Origin of the sequence: Luteibacter sp. OK325, from assembly GCF_003050935.1 — a bacterium.
In the GTDB taxonomy this organism is placed as follows: Bacteria; Pseudomonadota; Gammaproteobacteria; order Xanthomonadales; family Rhodanobacteraceae; genus Luteibacter.
Map to the genome: position 1 here is coordinate 238,567 of NZ_QAOX01000001.1, position 22,156 is coordinate 260,722.

Annotated in this window: 16 protein-coding genes and 1 riboswitch; of the genes, 5 read left to right on the forward strand and 11 right to left on the reverse strand. The window is 65.3% G+C overall.

From position 1 onward, the window contains the following. Positions 1-88: 88 nt before the first annotated feature. Complete coding sequence (locus tag C8J98_RS01020) at positions 89-1,969, forward strand: ATP-binding cassette domain-containing protein (RefSeq protein WP_107910072.1); 1,881 nt, start codon at positions 89-91, stop codon at positions 1,967-1,969. Between the two features lie 121 nt (positions 1,970-2,090). On the opposite strand, the gene C8J98_RS01025 is transcribed toward C8J98_RS01020, so the two are convergent. Both C8J98_RS01025 and ppc read right to left on the reverse strand, forming a co-directional pair. Then, the gene (locus C8J98_RS01025; RefSeq protein ID WP_107910074.1) at positions 2,091-4,073 is read right to left on the reverse strand and encodes a methyl-accepting chemotaxis protein; all 1,983 of its coding nucleotides are present in this window, start codon (positions 4,071-4,073) and stop codon (positions 2,091-2,093) included. Positions 4,074-4,226: 153 nt separating this feature from the next. Then, positions 4,227-6,932 (reverse strand): phosphoenolpyruvate carboxylase, encoded by a 2,706-nt coding sequence (gene ppc, locus C8J98_RS01030; protein WP_107910076.1) that lies wholly within the window; start codon positions 6,930-6,932, stop codon positions 4,227-4,229. Between the two features lie 94 nt (positions 6,933-7,026). Next, positions 7,027-7,107: riboswitch (S-adenosyl-L-homocysteine riboswitch) on the forward strand. A gap of 18 nt (positions 7,108-7,125) precedes the next feature. Between ppc and ahcY the strand changes: the two genes are divergently transcribed. The 4 genes from ahcY (at position 7,126) to C8J98_RS01050 (ending at position 11,197) form a co-directional block, all read left to right on the forward strand. Next, entirely contained in the window at positions 7,126-8,556 is a 1,431-nt protein-coding gene (gene ahcY / locus C8J98_RS01035) for an adenosylhomocysteinase (protein WP_107910078.1), read from the forward strand. Positions 8,557-8,786: 230 nt separating this feature from the next. After that, the gene (gene metF / locus C8J98_RS01040; RefSeq protein ID WP_107910080.1) at positions 8,787-9,617 is read left to right on the forward strand and encodes a methylenetetrahydrofolate reductase [NAD(P)H]; all 831 of its coding nucleotides are present in this window, start codon (positions 8,787-8,789) and stop codon (positions 9,615-9,617) included. Positions 9,618-9,691: 74 nt separating this feature from the next. Beyond that, positions 9,692-10,198, forward strand: a complete 507-nt coding sequence (locus tag C8J98_RS01045; protein WP_158272557.1) for a DUF4124 domain-containing protein — start codon at positions 9,692-9,694, stop codon at positions 10,196-10,198. A gap of 84 nt (positions 10,199-10,282) precedes the next feature. Beyond that, on the forward strand, positions 10,283-11,197 hold the full coding sequence (locus tag C8J98_RS01050; protein WP_107910083.1) for a branched-chain amino acid transaminase: 915 nt from the start codon (positions 10,283-10,285) through the stop codon (positions 11,195-11,197). An 89-nt stretch (positions 11,198-11,286) separates the two neighbouring features. Here the strand turns inward: C8J98_RS01050 and C8J98_RS01055 are convergent, their stop codons facing one another. From C8J98_RS01055 to C8J98_RS01095, 9 genes are all read right to left on the reverse strand, one after another. Next, the gene (locus C8J98_RS01055) at positions 11,287-12,162 is read right to left on the reverse strand and encodes a hypothetical protein (RefSeq protein WP_146171484.1); all 876 of its coding nucleotides are present in this window, start codon (positions 12,160-12,162) and stop codon (positions 11,287-11,289) included. Positions 12,163-12,174: 12 nt separating this feature from the next. Next, positions 12,175-13,788 (reverse strand): esterase-like activity of phytase family protein, encoded by a 1,614-nt coding sequence (locus C8J98_RS01060; protein WP_233260066.1) that lies wholly within the window; start codon positions 13,786-13,788, stop codon positions 12,175-12,177. Further along, entirely contained in the window at positions 13,788-16,100 is a 2,313-nt protein-coding gene (locus tag C8J98_RS01065) for a TonB-dependent receptor (protein ID WP_107911092.1), read from the reverse strand. Before C8J98_RS01065 ends, C8J98_RS01060 begins: the two co-directional genes overlap by 1 nt. 184 nt (positions 16,101-16,284) lie before the next feature. Further along, complete coding sequence (locus C8J98_RS01070; protein WP_107910087.1) at positions 16,285-17,568, reverse strand: HAMP domain-containing sensor histidine kinase; 1,284 nt, start codon at positions 17,566-17,568, stop codon at positions 16,285-16,287. After that, positions 17,552-18,238, reverse strand: a complete 687-nt coding sequence (locus C8J98_RS01075; RefSeq protein ID WP_107910089.1) for a response regulator transcription factor — start codon at positions 18,236-18,238, stop codon at positions 17,552-17,554. Before C8J98_RS01075 ends, C8J98_RS01070 begins: the two co-directional genes overlap by 17 nt. Before the next feature lie 195 nt (positions 18,239-18,433). Then, the gene (gene rimK / locus C8J98_RS01080; protein ID WP_107910091.1) at positions 18,434-19,369 is read right to left on the reverse strand and encodes a 30S ribosomal protein S6--L-glutamate ligase; all 936 of its coding nucleotides are present in this window, start codon (positions 19,367-19,369) and stop codon (positions 18,434-18,436) included. Then, complete coding sequence (locus C8J98_RS01085) at positions 19,366-19,815, reverse strand: RimK/LysX family protein (RefSeq protein ID WP_107910093.1); 450 nt, start codon at positions 19,813-19,815, stop codon at positions 19,366-19,368. The genes rimK and C8J98_RS01085 overlap by 4 nt, the downstream gene beginning before the upstream one ends. 164 nt (positions 19,816-19,979) lie before the next feature. Beyond that, the gene (locus C8J98_RS01090; RefSeq protein ID WP_107910095.1) at positions 19,980-21,281 is read right to left on the reverse strand and encodes an MFS transporter; all 1,302 of its coding nucleotides are present in this window, start codon (positions 21,279-21,281) and stop codon (positions 19,980-19,982) included. 8 nt (positions 21,282-21,289) lie between these two features. After that, entirely contained in the window at positions 21,290-22,066 is a 777-nt protein-coding gene (locus tag C8J98_RS01095; protein WP_199229774.1) for an HAD-IIA family hydrolase, read from the reverse strand. Between the last annotated feature and the right edge of the window lie 90 nt (positions 22,067-22,156).

Consider the following 22,156-nt stretch of genomic DNA (forward strand, 5'->3'; position numbering starts at 1 on the left):
GCCGCTGCCTGGCCCGCTGCCGCGGGATCGCCGATAAATCGGCTCCTACAAGAGCCTGAAGGGCCCCCCGGGCGGGTAGAATGGGCGGATGTCCCTTATCCAACTCCTCAATGTCGACTACAGCGTCGGCGGCCCGCTCCTGCTCGAACAGGTCAATCTTTCCCTCGATGCCGGCGAGCGTGTCTGCATCGTCGGGCGCAACGGCGCCGGAAAGTCCACCCTGCTCAAGCTGATCGCCGGCGAAATCCATGCCGACGACGGCGAGATCCGCCTGCAGGGCGGCACGCGGATCGCCCGCCTGACCCAGGAAGTGCCGCAGGACACCACCGGCAGCGTTTTCGACGTGGTGGCCGATGGCCTGGGCGAGTTGGGTCATCTGCTCGCCCGCTACCATCACGCGCTGGAAGAAGGCGACATGGACGCACTGGGCGAAGTCCAGACGAAGATCGAAACACTGAACGCCTGGGACCTCGAGTCCCGCGTGGAGCAGGTGATCGAGCGACTCGAGCTGCCAGCCGATACCGATTTCGCCGACCTCTCAGGCGGCATGAAGCGTCGTGTATTGCTCGGCCAGGCGCTGGTACGCGATCCCAACCTGCTCCTGCTCGACGAGCCGACCAACCACCTCGACATCGAGGCGATCGCCTGGCTCGAAACTTTCCTGAAGAATTTCAGCGGCAGCATCGTCTTCATCACCCATGACCGCAGCTTCCTGCGTTCGCTGGCCACGCGCATCGTCGAGATCGACCGCGGCAACGTCACCAGCTGGCCGGGCGACTACGACAACTACCTGCGCCGCCGCGAAGAGCGCCTCCATGCGGAAGCGCAGGCCGTCGCGCATTTCGATCGCAAACTGGCCCAGGAAGAAGTCTGGATCCGCCAGGGTATCAAGGCACGACGCACTCGCAACGAAGGCCGCGTGCGCGCACTCAAGGCGCTGCGCAACGAGCGCGCCGAACGCCGCGAACAGTCTGGCACGGCCAAGATCACGCTTGCCGTCGCGCAGGCGGGCGGGCGCAAGGTCGTCGATGCCAAGCACATCACCCAGGCCTACGGCGGCCGTACGCTACTCGGCGACATCTCGACCACGATCATGCGCGGCGATCGCGTCGGCATCATGGGCCCGAACGGCGCAGGCAAGTCCACGCTGCTGAAGATCCTGCTTGCCGAGCTCAAGCCGCAACAGGGTGAAGTCACCCTCGGCACCGGCCTGCAGATCGCCTACTTCGACCAGCACCGCTCCACGCTGGACGACAGCATGAACGCGCTGGACAACGTGGCCGAGGGCCGCGAGTACATCGAGCTCAACGGCCAGCGCAAGCACATCATCGGCTACCTGCAGGACTTCCTGTTCTCGCCGGAACGTGCGCGTGCGCCGATCACCCGTCTCTCCGGCGGCGAGCGCAACCGATTGCTGCTGGCCAAGCTGTTCGCCCAGCCATCCAACCTGCTGGTCATGGATGAGCCGACCAACGATCTCGACGTGGAAACGCTGGAGCTGCTCGAAGAGCTCCTTGGCGACTACACCGGTACGCTGCTGCTGGTGTCCCATGACCGCGACTTCATCGACAACGTGGTGACCAGCACCCTGGTGCTCGAGGGCGACGGCCAGGTCGGCGAGTACATCGGCGGCTACACCGAGTGGCTGCGCCAGAAGCCGATCATCGCTGCGGCGCGTGCGTCGAATGCAAAAACCAACGTGGCACCTGCCGCAGTGGCGGCTCCGGCACCGGCACCCGCCTCGGCGCCGAAGAAAAAGTTGTCGTTCAAGGAACAACGCGAGCTGGACCTGCTGCCAGCGAAGCTCGAGGAACTCGAGACGGAAATCGCCAGGCGCACCGCGGCGATGAACGATCCGAAGTACTTCCAGCAGGATGCTGCGGCGATTACGCGTGGCAACGAGGAACTGGCGAAGGTACAGGCCGAACTGGATACCGCGTTCGCGCGGTGGGGAGAGCTGGAAGGGTGATCGGGCGACATACGTGATCGCGAGCACCCTTCGCCGATAAATCGGCTCCCACATAAAGCCCGGCTCGCCCGCGACCGCAAGCGGCCTTTTGTGGGAGCCGCTTCAGCGGCGATGCTCCTGCTTACAGCCGAAACACCTCGACCACCCGCGCCAGCTCACCCGCCTGATCTTCCAGGCTCTTCGCCGCCGCAGCCGCCTCTTCCACCAGTGCCGAATTCTGTTGGGTCGAATCATCCATGCGTGACACGGCATGATTGATCCTTCCGATCTGTTCGGATTGCTCGTTCGTCGCCCGGCTGATGTTGCCCATCAGGTCGGCCACGTCGCGAATGCGACCGAGCACGGTGGCCATATTGCGGCCCGCTTCGGTCACCAGGCCGTGGCCAGCGTCCACCTGCTCCACCGATTCAGTGATCAGCGATTCGATTTCCTTCGCCGCCGTGGCGCTGCGATGGGCCAGGTTGCGTACCTCCTCCGCCACCACCGCAAAGCCCCTGCCCTGCTCGCCCGCGCGCGCCGCTTCGACAGCCGCGTTCAGCGCCAGGATGTTGGTCTGGAAGGCGATGCCGTTGATGATGCCGATCACGTCGGCGATGCGTTGGGCCGAGGTCTGGATGCCGTTCATGGCCTCGACCGCTTCCTGCATCGCACCGGCCTCCTGCTGCACGGCAACGCTGGCATGCTCGGCCAGCGTGCTTGCACGCGCCGCGTTGGTCGCGTTGTCACGCACGGTACGCGTCAGCTCGTCGAGGCTCGACGCCGTCATCTGCAGCTCGTGCGCCTGGGTTTCGGTACGCGTCGACAGGTCGGCGTTACCTGCCGCGATTTCCGACGTGCTTCCCGTCATGCTTGCCGTAGCCTTGCGCACGGACCGGGCGATATCGCCAAGGCCGTCGCCGATGCCGTCGATGGAACGCATTAACTGGCCGATCTCATCGCCGCGCGTGGACTCCAGCCGCGCCGTGAGATCGCCCTCGGCCAGGCGCCTGGCCGCCTCGACCGCGTGCGACAACGGCCGCGTGATGCGCGCACGGATCGCAACGAAGAGCAGCATGCAAAGCACCGCGACCATGCCGACGGCGGTGCCGACCGCGACCATGCGCAGATGCCTCACCGGGCCATACAGCTCATCCATGTCCACCGTGCCGGCGACCAGCCAGCTCCAGGCGGGATCGGTGGCGTAAATGGCGAGGCGGTTCACCGTGTGACCGTCCACGCTCGCGCTGTAATGCAGCTCTCCGTGCTTGCCGGACAACATGCGGCCGAACACAGGCTGGCCATCGACATCCATCATCTTGAGGGCGGCGCCGTCGGCCCTCATCGCGGCATCCTTTGTCATCGGATCGACGATGAACGTGCCATAGCGCTTGCCGGCGCTGGCGTCGATCACCGAGTAGTAGCCGCTCTGGCCAATCCGTATGGCGGCGATTTCCTGGGAGAGATTGGCCATCTCGCTGGTGATCTCGACGCCGACGAACCAGGCGCCGACTACGTTGCCCGAGGCGTCATGGATCTGCTCGTAGCGCGTGATATAGGGGCGGTCGAACAGGACGGCGGGACCGCCGTACGATTTGTTGGACAACAGCTGCGGAAAGGCCGGGTGGGCGTGGTCGATGGACGTGCCGACCGCGCGCGAGCCGTCTTCCTTCTTGAGCGAGGTGGTCACCCGGATGAAGTCCGGCCCGTCACGGACGAACAGCGTCGCGACAACGTGTGCACGCGCGGAGAACTCGTCCACCTGGGTGAAGTCGCCATTGAGCGCCTTGCCGTCATGCAACAGGGTGGGCACGGTGTGGCCGCTCATCATCACTCGGTGCTTGTCGTCCACTGTGAACGTGCCGGGGTAATAGCTCTTGAACAGGCCGAGGAAGCGATCCGACTCGGCCAGCAACGCACCACTGAAGGTATTCACCGTGGCGATGATGGCGCGGTTGCCCCGTTCGAGATCGTCGCGTGCACGCGTCTCGAGCTCGTGCGAGACCATGGTGGTCACGACGATGGTCAGCACCGCGACACCGACGGCTACGATGCCGACCACGAGCAGCGTAAGGCGGGCGCCCACGCTCATGCTGCGCGCCGTGGCGCGATTGACGATGCTGTTCATACGGTGCCTTTGCGAAGTCCTCGGGCATCCCTTGCGGATGCCCTTACACCGGCGTTGTCGGCAGACTTCAGGGGGACTTTAGGCCCGAAGCGGATTCTCTTTGCGCGATGAGACGGCGAAAGCCGCCGTCTCATCGACTTTTACGGCAGTGGCTCAGCCGGTGTTCTGCAGGCCCTGGGATACGCCGTTGACGCAGGCCACGAGGGCATTGAGCAGCGCGTCATCCTTGCCGCCCGTCGCGCGCCAGCGCTTGAGCAGGTCGACCTGGAGCAGGCTCATCGGATCGACGTACGGGTTGCGCAGGCGGATCGAGGTGGCAAGGCGCGGGTCGCCGGCCAGCAGTTCATCGGCGCCCTTGAGCTTCAGCACCCAGGCCACGGTCCGTTCGAACTCGGCGCGGACCATGGGGAAGAAGCGCTCATGCAGCGGCCCGGCAAGTTTCGAGAACGCTTCGGCGATGTCGATGTCGGCCTTCGCCAGCACCATTTCCACGTCGTCCAGCATCGTCGACACGAACGGCCATTCGCGTGCCATGTGCACGAGGTGTTCCTCACCGCATTCTTTCGCCACGACTTCCAGGGCGCTACCCAACCCGTACCAGCCGGTAAGCACGGCGCGGCACTGCGTCCAGGAGAACACCCAGGGAATCGCACGGAGATCTTCCACGCCCTTCATGCTGCGGCGGCGCGCCGGGCGCGATCCCAGGGTCATGCGCTCGATCACGTCGATGGGCGTGGCACCACGGAAATAGTCGACGAAGCCTTCGGTATCGACGAAGGCGCGGTACGCCTTGCGACTCTCCGCGGAAAGCTTCGCCATGGTGTCCTTCCAGGCCTCTTCGCGCACTTCCACCTCGCGCGGGCGCAGCGAAGCGCGCATCACCGCACCCAGCGTCTGCTCGAGATTGCGCACGGCGAGCGCGCGGATGCCGTACTTGCGGTGGATCACTTCGCCTTGCTCGGTCACGCGCAGCACACCGCCGACCGAACCGCGCGGCGAAGCCATCAGGGCCGGCGTGATGCGTGAACCGCCGCGACTGGCCGAGCCACCGCGACCATGGAAGAACGCAACGCGAATACCCGCCTTCGCCGCCACGTCGAGAAGATCGACCTGGGCCCGCTGCAGGCTCCACTTCGAGGCCAGGGTGCCGCCGTCCTTGCCGCTGTCCGAATAGCCGAGCATCACCCACTGGCGATCGCCGCGCGCTTTCAGGTGCTCCCGGTACACCGGATCGTCGAGCAATGCCTGCAAGGTCTCCGCGCCGCCGGCGAGATCGTCGATGGTCTCGAACAGGGGAGCGACATCGAGCGGCACGCGACCGTCTTCGACCAGGCCTCCCCGACGCGCGAGCGCCAGTACGGCAAGCACGTCGGCCGCGCTCTCGGCCATGCTGATGATGTATAGCCCCGTCGCTTCCTGGCCGTAACGCTTGCGCGAATCGGCCAGCGTGGCGAACACCTCGCGCAACATCGTCGCCGCCTCGTGGTCGTCGCCAGCGACGAAGTTGCGCTCACCCGCCGCATACGGACGCAGCGTCTTCACGCGCGTTGGCGTGTCGTGATTGGCGAACTCCGCGTCATCGAGCAAGGCGGACAATGCTTCGTCGTGAATGCGCGCGTCCTGGCGTACATCCAGGCGCGCCAGATGAAATCCGAACGTGCGTGCGCGCCAGAGAAGACGGCCGACGGCGTAGGCGCCGGCATGCTTGCCACCATGGGCAACGAGGCTTTTTTCGATCAGCCCGATGTCATCGATGAACTGGTCGGCGGAGGCATAGGCCCCGGTCTGCTCGTGCAGTGTGGCTTCGAGCCGCGCAGCAACGAACTTGAGGAAGCTTCGGTACGGCATGTCCGCATGGCGCGGACGGATGCGCGCCGCAGCGTCGGGGAGTTCTTCGTGGTAGCGCTCCAGGCGGCGCACGAGCCGATCGTCGAGCGCCACCCGGTCGTCGGTCTGGCTGAGCAGCCGGCCCAGTTCCGCCGTGTCGTCGAGGTAACGTTCGAGCACCAGCGAACGCTGCGCACCGAGTGTCGCTGCGATGGTCTCCGCGTTAACGTTCGGATTGCCGTCCATGTCGCCACCTACCCAGGTGGCGAAACGCAGCAGACGCGGAATGGTCACGCCTTCGCCGTAGGTTTCCGCGATGGCCTGCTCCAGCGCCTCGTACAGCGCCGGAAGCACGCGGTAGATCGGCCGCGCGATGTAGAAACCCACGTGATCGAATTCGTCCTGCACACTCGGCCGCACCGGCGAGGCCTCGGCGGTCTGCCAACCGGCCGACAGTGCCATGAGGATGCGCGCGTCGTCGTCGCGCAGTTCCTGCGGTGTGCGCGTCGGGTCGAACTCGTCGACCAGGGCGCGCACGATCTCCTGCTCTTTCTCCAGCAACGAGCGGCGCACCGCTTCGGTCGGGTGCGCGGTGAACACGGGCTCGACATCGAGACGGCCGAGCAGCGCGGTGAGTTCGTCGCGGCTGACCCCGTCCTTCTTGAGGCGGGCGAGCACGGCAGCCAGCGACTCCGGCTGCGGCGCGCCACCCTCCCGCTGGTAGTCGCGACGGCGGCGAATGCGATGGACGCGTTCGGCGGTGTTCACGGCCTGGAAATAGGTGGCAAAGGCGCGGGCCAACGACTCGGCGTCGGCCGCTTCCAGGCCGGTCAGCGGCTCGGCGAGCGCATCCACGGCGGCGCCACTGCGCCGGCGGTGGATCGCGGTCGTTCGCACGTGCTCCACGCGCTCGTAGAAGGCCTGGCCGCCCTGCTCGGCGAGCATCTGGCCGACCAGGGTGCCGAGGCGGCGTACGTCCTCGCGCAGGGGGCCGTCGTGGGGCAGGAATTCGGGATCGCGGGCGGCTTCCATCGGGCTCTCTGCAGTCATCGGAACCCCGAGAGTACCTAAAAAAGTGTGTTCATCCCTGCATCCGGATTCCGCGATACAATGGGAGACCGTTTTGCCCGCCGAGGGGCGCTGCGACCATGGGGTCTCCCATAGGCCAGGCTCGGCGCGGCCTCCTGTACAACGGCGCCCCCGTAACCAATCGGAGCTACGCCCCATGAACGCCGTCACCAAAGATACCTCTTTCCAGGACTTCAAGGTCCGCGATATCACGCAAGCCGCGCTCGGTCGCCGCCGCATCCGCATGGCCGAGGAAGAAATGCCGGGCCTGATGCAGATCCGTGCGCGCTACTCCAAGGAAAAGCCGCTCCAGGGCGTGCGTCTCTCCGGCTCGCTGCATGTGACCAAGGAAACCGCCGTCCTCGCCGAGACCCTGCGCGAACTGGGCGCCTCGGTGCGCTGGGCCTCCTGCAACATCTTCTCCACCCAGGACGACGTCGCCGCGGCGATGGCCGAGGGCGAGCTGCCGGTGTTCGCCTGGAAGGGCGAGTCGCTGGAAGAGTACTGGGACTGCACGCTCGACATGCTGACCCACCCGGGCGAACTCGGCCCCCAGCTCATCGTCGACGACGGTGGCGACGCCACGCTCTTCATCCATAAGGGTGTCGAACTCGAAGACGGCAGCGACTGGGTCAACACGCCCAGCGGCAACCACGAAGAGCAGGTCATCAAGGACCTGGTCAAGCGCACCGCCGCCGCCCGTCCGGGCTGGTTCAAGAAGGTCGCTGCCGAATGGCGCGGTGTCTCGGAAGAGACCACCACCGGCGTGCATCGCCTGTACCAGCTCGCCGAAGCGGGCAAGCTGCTGGTCCCGGCCATCAACGTCAACGACTCGGTGACCAAGAGCAAGTTCGACAACCTCTACGGTTGCCGTGAGTCGCTGGCCGACGGCATCAAGCGCGCCACCGACCTGATGGTCGCGGGCAAAGTAGCCGTGGTCTGCGGTTATGGCGACGTCGGCAAGGGCTGCGCACATTCGCTCAAGGGCTTCGGCGCCCGCGTGATCGTCACCGAGATCGATCCGATCAACGCCCTGCAGGCGGCGATGGAAGGTTTCCAGGTCACCACGATCGAAGAGACCCTCGGCCTCGGCGACATCTACGTCACCACCACAGGCAACAAGGACATCATCACGCTCGAGCACATGGCGGCGATGAAGAACAACGCCCTGGTCTGCAACATCGGCCACTTCGATAACGAAATCCAGATGGATCGCCTCAACGGCGCGAAGGACGTCACCCGCGAGACGATCAAGCCGCAGGTCGACCGTTACACCTTCGCCAAGGGCAACGCCATCTACATGCTGGCCGAAGGCCGCCTGGTGAACCTCGGTTGCGCCCATGGCCACCCGAGCTTCGTCATGTCGAACAGCTTCTCCAACCAGACGCTGGCGCAGCTGGACCTGTGGGCCAACAAGGACACCTACGAGAAGACGGTGTACCGCCTGCCGAAGAAGCTCGACGAGGAAGTCGCCCGCCTGCACCTGGCCCAGATCGGCGTGAAGCTCACCGTGCTGACCAAGGACCAGGCCGACTACATCGGCGTGCCGGTGGAAGGCCCGTACAAGCCGGACCATTACCGCTACTGATCGATGGCTTCATAGCAACACCGGAAAGGCGCCCCTCGGGCGCCTTTTTTTGTTTATGACGCCCGCTTTGTGTGGGAGCCGCTTCAGCGGCGATAGCCAGATCAGCGCAAGGACCCATTCGCCGCTGAAGCGGCTCCCACATGGAACAGCAGGCTGCTTGCAGCATTCAGCCATCTTTCCATCTGGATGGAAAGATATATACTCAGGCCATCGTTCCGGGAACCGCACCCATGCCCGCCATTAGTTTCGAGTTTTTCCCGCCCAAGACCGACGAGCAGCGCGCCCAGCTCGACACGACCGTCGGCCGGCTGAAGAAACACACGCCGGACTACGTCTCGGTGACTTTCGGTGCGGGCGGTTCGACGCTGAGCTACACCGACGAAACCGTAAAACGGCTGCGCGCCGAGCACGGCCTTTCCGTGGCGCCTCACCTGTCCTGCATGGGTGGCACCCGCGCCGAAATCGCCGCCTTGCTCGACCTGTACAAGGCCACCGATTGCCGGCGCATCGTCGCCCTCCGCGGCGACCTCCCTTCGGGCATGGCCTCGCCAGGCGACTTCCGCTACGCAGCGGAACTGGTCGCCTTCATCCGCGAGCACAGCGGCAACCACTTCCACATCGAAGTGGCCGCCTATCCGGAAACCCATCCACAAGCCGAGAACGCGCTGGTCGACCTGCGCCACTTCAAGGCCAAGGTGGACGCCGGTGCCGATGGCGCGATCACCCAGTACTTCTTCAATCCGGACGCTTATTTCCGCTTCGTCGACGACGTGACCCGCCTGGGCGTGAAGGTTCCGATCGTGCCCGGCATCATGCCGATCGCGAACTTCGCCCAGCTTCGCCGGTTCTCCGAGCAGTGCGGCGCGGAGATTCCCCGCTGGATCGTCAAGCGCATGCAGGCGCACGGCGACGATGCCGCCGCCGTGCGCGACCTCGGTGCCGACGTGGTGGCCGAACTCTGCCAGCGTCTGCTCGACGGCGGCGCCCCTGGCCTGCACTTCTATACGATCAACCGGGCCAAGGCGACCATCGGCGTGCTGGAGCGGCTCGCGGCTCGCTAAACGTGCGCGCCGTCACTCTCCGCTGAAGCGCGTACGCGGATGATGGCGCACCGCCGCCACGCATGACGCCTTTCGTGAAACGTGCCCTCGTCCTGTTGCTGCTGCTGATCGCCCTTCCTGCCGCCGCGCAGACGACGATCCACCGATGCGTCGGCACGGACGGCCGCCCCGTGTTCACCGACCGGCAGTGCACGAGCATCGGCGCGACCTCGCTCATGCCACCGGCGCTTCCCGCGACCAGTTCCAGCTCCCCCGACGCGCCGGCCGGCCCCAGCACCGGCCTGCTCTGCGCGAAAGACGTGGCCGGGCTGCGCGAGGGCATCGCCCAGGCCTTCGCCAACCGCGACGCCAATCGCATCGGTGGGCTGATCCTCTGGAACGGCTATGGCAGCGGTGGCGCGGTGGAGAACATCCGCAACATGGAGACGCTGGTCCACCAGCCCCTGCTGGCGGTGGAGGGCAATGAAGCCGGGGGCCTCGACGCCGTGACCTCCGGGCCCGGCAACGAGGCCGCCACCCGGCGCGCCCATTTCAGCGTGGTGCGGGACTCCGGCTGCCTCTGGCTGCGCCCACCAGCCTGACCCTGGCGGTGCGCCTTGACGCGTCGCGCCATGGCCTGACTGGCGCCGCGCGTTATCATGGGCGGTCCCCTGGAGAGCGAACCCATGCAGAACTACCCCGATTGGATCTGGCAGAACGGGCAGATCAAGCCCTGGCGCGATGCCACCGTCCACGTCATGTCGCATGCGCTGCACTACGGATCCTCGGTGTTCGAGGGCATCCGCAGCTATGAGACACCGGAAGGCGCGGCCATCTTCCGCCTCACCGACCACCTCAAGCGCCTGTACATGTCGGCGAAGATCTACGACATCGAGATCCCCTACTCCATCGACGAACTCGCCGCGGCCTGTCGCGACGTGGTCAAGAAGAACGACCTCAAGGCGGCTTACCTGCGTCCGGTCGCATTCCGTGGCCTGGGTGGCTTCGGTCTCTCGGCCGAATGCCCGACCGACGTGGCCGTGGCCACCTGGCCGATGGGCCCCTACCTCGGACCCGAGGCGCTGGAAAACGGCATCGACGCCTGCGTGTCCAGCTGGCAGCGTTTCGCGCCGAACACCATTCCCGCGGGCGCCAAGGCCGGCGGTAACTACCTCTCCGGCCAGCTGATCGCGCGTGAAGCGCGTCGTCTCGGCTTCGGCGAAGGCATCGCGCTGGCCTCGACCGGCCTGCTCAGCGAAGGCGCCGGCGAGAACCTGTTCCTCGTGTTCGACGGCGTGCTGCATACGCCGCCGGCCAGCGCGTCGATCCTCACCGGCATCACCCGCCACACGTTGATGACCCTCGCCCGCGAGGACGGCATCGAAGTCGTGGAGCGTGACCTGCCACGCGAATACCTGTATCTCGCCGACGAAATCCTGATGTGCGGCACGGCGGCGGAAGTCACGCCGATTCGCGCGGTCGACGGCAAGCAGATCGGTAATGGCAAGGGTGGCCCGATCACCCGTCGCCTACAGGAGCTTTACTTCGGCCTGTTCAGCGGGAAGACCGCGGACCGTTGGGGTTGGCTCGAGGCGCTCTGAGCAAGAAGCATCGCCGCTGAAGCGGCTCCCACAGGGGGCATGGTCGCTTCCTGTAGGAGCCGATTCATCGGCGATGCTCTTAGAGCAACTTAATTGCAGAACCCGTTCGGATACGACGACGAGCGATACGCATACAGCCAGCTCGTCTTGCCGCCATCGTTGGCGATATTCCAGTTGTTGCCGATCGAACCGATCGCCGTGTTCAGCGTCTGCGAACGCGTCAGCACCGGCGTGGTGAAGTAGTTGTCCTCATCGGCGTCGACGCGGAACGACAGCTCGGCCAGCGCCGGCGTGGTGGCGCCGTCGATGTACCAAAGAGTCAACGTGAACTCCGCGATAGACTCACCGATGTCGGACACCGGACCGTCGTACTCCTGCTGGGTCACGGTTACCCCAGCGACCTTCGACAGCGCGGACGTGGACATGTCGGACAACGCCGTCGCACCGGGGAACAACTTGATCAGCGCGGCCACCGTGGTCGGCGTGGTGGTCGCGTCCTGCTTGGTCGAATGCGCCAGCACGAGGTTGCCCGGCGTCACGTCGGTCTCGAGCTTGGTCGACTTGTTCTTGCCCGCACCGGACACGTCCGTCCAATAGGACAGCTCTTCGTCCGCATGGCGGAACTTGAACTGGATATCGGTATCGCCGCCGGCGCGCGTACGCACCGAGTAGCCGCGCTTGTTCAGCGGGCACGTCCCCGGCGTGTCGTAGTAAGCCAGCGTGTCGCGGTTGGCTGCAGCGAAGTTGCCGGTGACGGTCTTATCGAAACCCAGAGCGGACAGGCGAGTGGAAAGATTCGTCAGCAAGGTGGCTGCTGCGCTCGACGGATTGCTGGCGAAGCGCGAGGGGTCGACCAGGACCTTGTATTCCTTGCTGTCGACGTAAGCCGGCGTATTGGCGTGGCTGGCGACGGAGCCCAGCATGAGGGTCGCCGAGAGCAGCGAAAGAACCGTACGTTTCATCATGCGCATAACCCTTTATCGGTGGTTGGAGGCGGCGGTGGAACGCATGCCCGGCAAGGTCAGCCGGTACACGAGAATGCGGTTGTCGTTGTCGATGGCCGAATCGCAACCCTGCCCGTCCATGACGCAGTGCTTCGCGATGAAGTCGTTGTCGTTGCCGACAAGCAGGAACCAGTCGTCGGGGCGCGTGGGGTCCAGCGCCGGAACAAGGTCCATCGCTTCCCACTTCTCGGAGAGTTGGGTGGTGTCCTTCCTGCCCCCTTCGATGCCGAGACCGAAGCGTGCGAGGTCGGTGGGATCGAGCAGATTGACCAGCGGCTTCCATGTCGCGACGCGGATGTCGTCGCGCAGCTTGCCGTCTCCGCCAAGAACCGACGTCGTCGATGTCTCGTACGTCGTCCCCGACAGGTTGCTGGCTCCATCGGTGTCGACCAGCAGCACGCTCTTGTAGACGATAGGCTTGCCACCCTCGGCACCAAGGCCGTTGCCGTCGCGTGCCAGCATCAGGAAGGTGTGGTTGTCGAGGACGCGGATTTCGCTTTGGGCAGCGGTCTTGTTCGGTGCGCCGCCGTCGCCGCGATCGGCATAAACGGGCAGGCGCACGACGTAGTGACCCACCGGCATCTTTGGCACGCCGCCATGGCTTACGTCATACACCAGCACGCGGGCGAGCGAGCGACCCGATGCATCCGCGGGAACCTCACGGGCTTCCGCGTCCTGAATCAGCGCACTCTGCAAGACCACGAACAGCCGCGTGCCGTCCGGCGACAAGGCCATGCCTTCGACGCCCTGGTTATTGCGTCGGCCGGTAACCGGCGGCTTCAGCGAGGTAAAGTCAGGCTTGCCGTCCGCATCCAATGGACGAACCGCCTTCGGCGGCACGATGATGCCCGTGAGCTTGCCCTTCGCATCGAAACGATAGACGTTGGCGGCGTACTCGTCGCCGACGTAGAAGCCACCGTCGCGGGTGAACTGTAACGACTCCGCATCGAGCGATACCTTGCCTTCGCCGATACCGCTGGCTGGCGAAGGCAGCACGATGCCGCGCTCCTTCCGCACGCCCTTCCCGGGCTCCGCACCCGTAAAGGGCTTTCCACCAAGGTCGCGCAGCTCGAGCCCGCCATCGACCTGCAGGGATACCGCCCCCGATGTAGGAGCCGCTTCAGCGGCGATAACAGGTTGCGACGCGGCTTCGTTACCGCGCTCCGCAGGAATCGCCGGCGCAGCCGGCTCCCACACTTTTCTAGCTGGCTCCCACACTTTCATCGAGAACCGAAAACGATGCAGCCGCCCGCGGTAATCGAAGAACACGTTGTGCTCGGGATCATTCCGCCCACGATCGGGCAAGGTCCAAAGCACGCCCGTATACGTGTCGCCATCGCGCTTCCAGCTACCCGGCTCGATCGCCAGCGACGAGAACGAACCCAGCGTGTCGCCGAGGAAGTCGATCGTCCCCGCGGGCAAGGAGCCGGTGGCGACCAGACCGTGATCGACGTACGTCTTGCCGCCGAGCTCCACGGAACGCGGTAACGGCGCCTGCGCCACATCGGCAACGCGCACATCGACGTTCTGCGCCGAGGCGCTGCCAAGCATTAGCACCGCGCCGAGACCCGCGATCCGGTGGACCATCAGAACCGCACATCCAGCGTAGCGAAGACCTGCAGCGGCGCCGACGCATGGAACACATAGGCGGTACCAGCCGGGTCGCTCGGCACGAAGGCGCTGGAGTCGAAGTTGCTCGCGTAGCGCTTGTCGGTGAGGTTGGTGACATTCAGAGCCAGGCGCACGTCCTTGGCGACGGACACCGGGCCGAAGTCGTATCCACCCGACATATCCCACGTGGTGAAACCACCGAAGCCCTGGTCGTTGGTGTACGTGTAGTAGCGCTTGCCCGTGTACTTGCCGCGCAACGAAGCGAACCAGGGACCCTGGGTCCAGTCGATCTGCGTCGCGAACAGCTTGGTCGGCGTATCGGTCTGGATCTTGCCGCTGGTGTGCTGGACCACCCCGGCCTGCACATAGTCGCTCGCGTAGGTCGAGCGGTTGAACGAGGCCGAGTTGTACCAGCGCAGGTTGCTCGTCGGCTGCCAGACGAAGGTCAGCTCGACGCCATGGCTGTTGACGCCGCCGACGTTGTAGAAGCGGTTACCGCAGCTCGGCCCGACCGGCTGGCGCGAGTCGCAGGGGTTGTACTGGAGCAGGCGGTTATCGAAGCGCACGTTATACGCGGCGACCGAAGCGGCCACCTGGTCGGTCTCGATGCGGTAACCCGCTTCGAGACTGCGCGACTTCTCCGGCTTCAGGTCTGCCTGCGTGTCCCAGACCGACTGGGCCACGGCCTGCGGGCCGAGCTTGAAGCCACCCTGGAACATGGCGATGTTCTTCGAGAAGCTGGTGAAGATCTCCTGACCTTCGGCAAGCTTGTAGCGTGCGCCGAACTGCGGCAGAAGCGCCTTGCTCGCGCTGAGCGAACCCGTCGCGAACTGGTTGTTCGAGTTGGCGGGAATCGGCTTCGCGGCGTCGCCGGGCAGCGCCTGCGCACGCGAGGTGACGTGCGGGCTCTTCACGCCAACGTCGATCGTGAGCGCGTCATCGAGGAAGGTGAGCGTGTCCTGCAGGAAGGCCTGACGCGTATTCCACACCGTGCGCTGGTCGAAGACCCCGAGATCGGGCGTCGCGTCGATCGGCCCGCTGAGGTCACGTGGACCGGTCACGTAGCTGCTGTAACGCGAGGCAGTGGATACGTTGTGCTCATACCAGACACCGCCTTCGATATGCTGGTTGGCGATATCCCAACCGGCCGAAAGCACCGCACCGGTGCGATTGATCGTATAGAGCGTGTTGCGGAAGATGATCGGCAACTGTTGCGGCGTACCCGGGTAGGAATACGTGCCGCTGTTCCAGTTGTGACCCTCACCGGCGTCCTCGTGGTGGTAGACCTGGGCGTGGATGGTGACCGAATCGCTCGGGAAGAAGTCACCGGCGAGGTAGTAGAGATCGTCGTTGCGCAGGATCTGGCCCGCGGTAAATGCACCATCCGCGTCGGTATCCGCACCGCTCTTATCGCAGAGCTTCGCGTTGAGCGTGCCGGCGTTGCAGTACGCCTTGCCGATCGCCTTCTGCCAGTTGGGCGCGGAGCCACCCCAGTCCCAGCCAAGACCGCGAGCCAGCTCACTCTTGGACAGATAGAAGTAGTCCGCCTGCGAGGTGCGCGAGGTGTCCGCGAAACCGGTGAAGCGCGCCCAGTCCAGGTTCCACACGGCCTTGCCGTTGAACTGTTTCGTGGTCGAGCCGTTGTAGGCCGTCTGGTCGTTCCACAGGTCGGACGTGGTCTTGGCGCCGGACAGGTACATCGAGAAGCCGTTGTACTCGCCGGTATCGAAGCGCGCATACGTGCGACGGTTGGCATCGCTGCCCAGGGTCTCCGAGACGCGACCGCCCATCGTCTTCGACGGGTCGTTCGAGGTGTAGGCGATGGTACCGCCCAGGTTGCTCGTCGACGGCGTGCCGAGATTGCCGATGCCCTCGGAGAGTTCGGCACCGGCGAAGTTTTCGGAAATCAGCGCGCGGTTGATCGAAAGGCCGTTGTAGTTGTTGTAGGCGCTGTCACCCAGCGGCATACCGTCGAGCGTGTAACCCAGGCGCGTGCCGCTGAAGCCACGCAGGCTCAGCGTCATCGATTGTTCGTTGGTGCCCAGCGCGTCGACCGATTGCGCATTCACGCCCGGAAGCGTGTTGAGAACTTTCTGGAGGCTCGTTCCCGGCGGCAGGGCTTTCTGATCCGAGGGGCGCAGGCGCTGCACCTGACGGGTTTCGCCGGTGCCGATCACCGAGACCGCATCGAGGTCCTGCACCTTGTCGCGCTTGGCGGCGCTGGCGCTGGTGTCAACCGGAGCGGTGGTGTCGGTATCGGTCGCGTAGGCGACGGAGGTCAGGGCCATGCCGAGGGCAACGGCCAGAAGGGTCTGCTTGAACAAGGGACTGCATCCTTACACTCGCGGACGCGTCGCGGCACACCTCCCCTGAGGGTGCCCATCACGCGCCGTGGAAGCGTCGGATAGTCGTGCAGTTAAATGGCAGCTTAGTGACAGCTGATGTGACAGGACGTCTGGACGTCTGCCCCGGTCAGCGAAAATCGATCGTCGAAATCGCGCCGGCCATGTCCGAGCGCGGCCGCAGGGAGACGTCCCATTCGTACAGTTCGCACAGGCGACGCACGATCGCGAGACCGAGACCCGCACCGCCGCCCGTGGCGCTTTCGCCGCGGATGCCACGCTGGAACAACTTCTCGGCGTCCTCGGGCTTGATGCCGGGGCCGGTGTCGATCACGTCCACGCGGCCGTCGAGCACGCGCACGGTGACCTTGCCTTCCATCGTGTACTTGATCGCGTTGCCGATGAGGTTCGTCAGCGCGACCGAAAGCACCGAGGCCGGTGCATTCACCGACACGGAGCCGTCGGAGATCAATTCGATCTCGATCGGCTTGCCGCCCATCTGCGGGCGCTGGCTTTCGATCACGTCCGACGCGACTTTGGCCACGTCGGTGGTTTCTCCGCGCGTGGGACCACGCCGTTCGGCGCGCGACAGCAACAGCAGCGCTTCGATCAGCTCGGTGGCCTGGCGCGACGCGCGCTCGATGCGCTTCAGTCGCTCGCGCAGTTTGTCGGTCAGGTCGGGCGATCCCTGCAGCAGTTCCGTCGTGCTGGCAATCACCGCGAGGGGGGTACGTAGCTCGTGGCTGACGTCCGAATTGAATTCGCGATCGCGCTCGACCACCGAGGTCAGGCGCATGGCGTATTCATCGAGCGCCACGGCCAGCTCGCCCACTTCGTCGTCGGCGAAGTGCGGAGCGAGCGCCTCGGCCTTGCCCACGCGGCGGAAGTCGCGCAGGCGGCGCGCGAGGTCGGTCACGGGACGCAGGACGCGCGAGGACAGCCACACACCGAGTACGAGCGAGAACAGCCCGAACAGGAACACCGCCGCGATCACGCTGGTGACCAGCTGGCGCTTGCCGAGCTCGTCGCGCGAGACATCGAACTGAAGGAAATTGATGATGCCGCCCTTCCGGCGAACGGCCACCTTGTAGTGGTGGTCGCGCCCGTCCTTCCCCGTCTCGTAGATGTCGTGGACACCCGTATCGAGCGGCTGCCACGCGAGCGGCGCCTTGTAGATGGTGCGCTCGCTGAAGGTCGCGCCCTTCACAATTTCGATGGGCGGCGCTTCGTTCGGGTTGGCGAGGACCTTCTCGTTGATCGAGTCGACCTCGTCCTGCATGGCCGAGTTGATCAGCTGCTCTTCGACGCGCTCACGAATGTTGAGCGCCGCGTACGCGAAAAGAGCGCTCAGGCTGAAGCCGAACAGCGTGAAGGTGACTATGAGGCGAAAACGAAGCTTACGTCTGGACCGCATCCGGATCGACCATGCGATATCCGATACCGTGACGCGTATGGATCAGCGGCTTCTCGAAAGGTTTGTCGATGGCCGCACGCAGCCCGTGAATGTGTACGCGCAACGAGTCCGAGTCCGGCAGTTCCTCGCCCCATACCCGTTGCTCGAGGTCCTGCCGCGTCACCACGGACGGGCTGGCCTCCATGAGCGCCTGCAACAACTTCAGGCCGATCGGGTTGAGCTGGATCGACTTGCCCTCGCGGGTCACGGTCAGGGTGTCGAGGTTGTAGGTGAGGCCATCCACCTTGAGCACGCGGCTCTGCGGACCCTTGCCGCGACGTGCCAGCACTTCCAGCCGCGCCGCCAGTTCCTGCAGGGCGAAGGGCTTGGTCATGTAGTCGTCGGCGCCGGACTCAAAGCCGGTGAGCTTGTGCTCCAGCGAGTCACGCGCCGTGAGCATCAGCACCGGCGTCTGCTTGTGCGCCTCGTGGCGGAGTTTCTTGGCGACATCCAGCCCGTCCATCCCCGGTAGGGTCAGGTCGAGCACGATGACGTCGAAATCGTGTACGACAGCCAGGTGCAGCCCGGTGACGCCGTCGCCGGCGAAATCGACCACATGGCCGCGATCCTCGAGGTAATCCCCGATGTTGGTCGCGATGTCGGTGTTGTCTTCGATGACCAGAACGCGCATTCGGCACTCCATTGTGCGGTCGCGGGTGAGTCTTATCAGTATTGCGACCGGAAGCTTAACGCCGAATCCGTGAAGCGGACAGCAGTAAAAGAGAGGCCCGGACGGGAAAGCCCGCCCGGGCCTAAAGAACTACTGCCCCGATACCGTCACCCCGCGTCGCGGAATCACAGTGGGACCTTTATAGGCGACGCCCGTTTAAATCGCTGTTAATCCCTTCGGGGCCCTTGGGCGGCGGGCCTTGACGACCGCGGGGCGCGAGGCGAGGCGGCTTTCACAGTGGGCGATGATGGCGTCGGCGACGTCCACGCCGGTGCTGCCTTCGATGCCCTCCAGGCCCGGCGAGGCATTCACTTCGAGCAATAGCGGACCCCGGGACGAACGCAGCAGGTCCACGCCCGCCACCTCCAGGCCCAGGGCCGAGGCGGCCTGGATGGCCACGCGGCGCTCGTCGTCGGACAGTTCGACCGCGGCCGCCGAGCCGCCCCGGTGCAGGTTGGCGCGGAATTCGCCCGGTGCCGAGGACCGCTGCATGGCGGCGACCACCTGGTCACCGACCACGAAGCAGCGCAGGTCGCTGCCGTTGGCCTCGCGGATGAACTCCTGGACCAGGAAGTTGGCATAGAGGCCGCGAAAGGCCTCGATGACGCTCTGCGAGGCCGAGCGCTTCTCGGCCAGCACCACGCCGGCACCCTGGGTTCCTTCATTCAGCTTGATGATGTGCGGCGGGTCGCCCAGCATGGCCAGCAGGTCCGAGGTGTCGTCCGGGTTGTCGCCGAAGGCGGTCACCGGCATGTCCACGCCTTTGACCGCGAGCATCTGCAGGCTGCGCAGCTTGTCCCGGGCGCGCAGGACGGCGTCCGACGGATTGGGCGTGAACACGCCCATCAGTTCCAGTTGGCGGAGCACGGCGGTGCCGTAGAAGGTGCTGGAGGCGCCGATGCGCGGGATCACGCAGTCGATCGGTCCCAGCGGCTTGCCCTTGAAGTGAATGGCGAACATCTGCGGCGCGATGCTCATGTAGCAACGCAGCGGATCGATCACGCGGACGGTGTGCTTGCGCTTGCGCGCCGCCTCCACCAGTCGCTGCGTGGAGTACAGCCGCGCATTGCGCGACAGGATGGCGATCTTCATGTGGGTTCCCGGACGGCGCGGCGCGGCGTCTGTGAATAGGAAAGCGAGGGATCGACCTGGAAGCGCCCGTTCAGCGCCGTCCGGCCAAGCAAAAGGGGAAAGAGCATGTGCCGCCGGTCGGTCAGGTTCACTTCGGCAAGGAACGACTGCCCGGCCAGCTCGATTTCGGTCTGGATGAACCAGCGCGTGGTCGCGTGGCCGCCAGAGTCGGTCACCGTACGCTGGCCGATGGCTTTCGCCTCGCAGGGATCGGACACGCCACCCTTGCGGGTGGTACGCACCTGGAAGCGTAGCCAGGTGCCGTCCTCGCGTTCGTCCACCTCCAGCCACTCGACGTGCAACGACGACGAGCGCGCGCCCGTATCGAGCTTGGCCTTGAGGACAGGGACGCCGAGCGACGGAAGTGCGAGCCGTTCGCGCCAGCCTAGGGTGATGACATCAGTCATGGGTCTGGTGCGAAGGTAGGGGGACGGCGGTGGACCGGGGGAGCGGTCCGGATGCAAAAGCATGCCGAAGGTGGTGTCCGGTTTCAACCGGCACGATCACCGGGCCCCTCGGGACTGTCACGCCCATGAAATCGACGTGAACAGTCCAGCGACCCCCGGAGACTTCAACGGCGCAGGGAACCCCGCCCGGTTCGCATCATGTAGATCGACGCGGCCACCCCGGCCAGGGCGACGATCGCTACATAGTGCGCCGGCCCCAGGCCGCCGGCCGTCCTGGCCAGGTAGCCGACGAGTACCGGCGTGGCCGCGCCCGCGATGGCGTAGGCAATGTTGTAAGACACGGATATCCCGGAAAAACGGATCGCCGGCGGGAACGACGCCACCAGGATGGCCGGGACGATGCCCGCCACCCCGGCAAACACGCCGGCGAGCGCGTAGAGCGGAAACAGGTTGGCGCCGCCCGCCTGGAGATCCAGGTACAGCGCGTACGTGCTCAACGTCAGGCCGAGCGAGGCGATCAGCATGGCGCGAGCCGTCCCCACCCGGTCGACCAGCAAGCCACCGCCGATACACCCGAAGCAAAGAGTAAGCGCCGCGATGCTGCCTCCGGCGAATGCCCGCGCGGGAACGATGTGGAAGGCCGTCTGCATCAGTGTCGGCGTCATCAGGATGACCACGACGATCGCCGCGGTGAGCACCCAGGTCACCGTCATCGACAACAGCACGCCCGGCAGGTGATCGCGAACGACGACCAGCGCTGGCAGTTCTTCAGCGAGTTCCTTGCGCTCACGCATGCGCGCGAAGACCGGCGTCTCACTTAGCCAGCGGCGCAGGTAGACGGCGAAGAAACCGAACACCCCGCCGAGTATGAAGGCGATGCGCCAGCCGTGATCGAGCATGTCGGCCTCGGAGAGACTGGCATTGAGCCACGCCGCAAGCAGCGAGCCCATGAGGATGCCGGCAGTGAGGCCCGCCGAGAGGCTGGCGACAGCGAGGCCCACGCGGCGTTGCGGCACATGCTCGGCCACGAACACCCAGGCGCCAGGCACTTCGCCGCCGATAGCCAGGCCCTGCAACACGCGAAGCAGGGTGAGCAGCAGCGGCGCAAGGACGCCCAGCGTCGCATAGGTGGGCAGAACACCGATGAGTAGCGTCGGCACCGCCATCAGGAACACGCTGAGCATGAACATCCGCTTGCGGCCGATGCGATCGCCAAAGTGCGCCATCACGATGCCGCCGAGCGGCCGGGCGAGGTACGCGACGGCGAAGATACCGAAGGCCTGCAGCTGCGCCAGCCAGTCCGATGTGCCCGGCGGAAAGAACAGGTGGCCGATGGTCTTCGCGAAGTACACGAAGATGACGAAGTCGTAGAACTCCAGCGCGCCGCCGAGGGCGGACAGGAGCAGCGTTTTTACGTCACCGCGGCCGAGCGTGCGGCGTTCCGGGATATCGAGAGTCGCGCTCATGGTTCGTTTCAGTCCTCGAGCAGGTTCGCGACGGAATCGAGGATTTCAGCCGGACGGAACGGATAGCCCTCCACGTCCTCGCGAGTGGCAATGCCGCTGAGCACCAGCACCGTGTGCAGACCTGCCTCGATACCAGCGACGACGTCGGTGTCCATGCGGTCGCCGATCATGCCGGTGTTGTGCGAATGCGCGCCGAGCTTGTTCATCGCCGAGCGGAACATCATCGGGTTCGGCTTGCCGATGACGTACGGCTCGCGGCCGGTGCAGCGGGTGATGAGTGCGGCGACGGCACCCGTCGCGGGCAAGGGGCCCTCGGCGCTCGGGCTGGTCGCATCCGGATTGGTGCAGATGAAGCGCGCGCCATTGCCGATGAGGCGGATCGCCTTGGTGATCGCGGCAAAGGAATAGGTGCGCGTCTCGCCGAGCACCACATAGTCCGGCGCGGTGTCGGTCATGATGAAGCCCGCCTCGTGGATCGCCGTGGTGAGGCCGGCCTCGCCCATGACGAAAGCCGAGCCGCCGGGCGACTGGTCCTTGAGGAAGGTGGCTGTTGCCAGCGCCGAGGTCCACAGCTGCTCTTCGGGCACATCCAGGCCTGACCGTCGCAGGCGCGCACTGAGGTCGCGCGGGGTGAAGATCGAGTTGTTGGTCAGCACCAGGAACGGCGTACCGCGGTCCCGCCACTGGCGGATCAATTCGGGCGCCCCCGGCAAGGCCTTGTTCTCATGGACGAGGACGCCGTCCATGTCGGTCAGCCAGCTGGCAACGTTCTTGCGATCGGTCACGGGGAATTCCTTGCAGAAAAACGGGACACAGGCGCCAAGGGTACCGCGCCGGCATGCCATTGGGCATGGCATGACTAATCGCACGCTTGT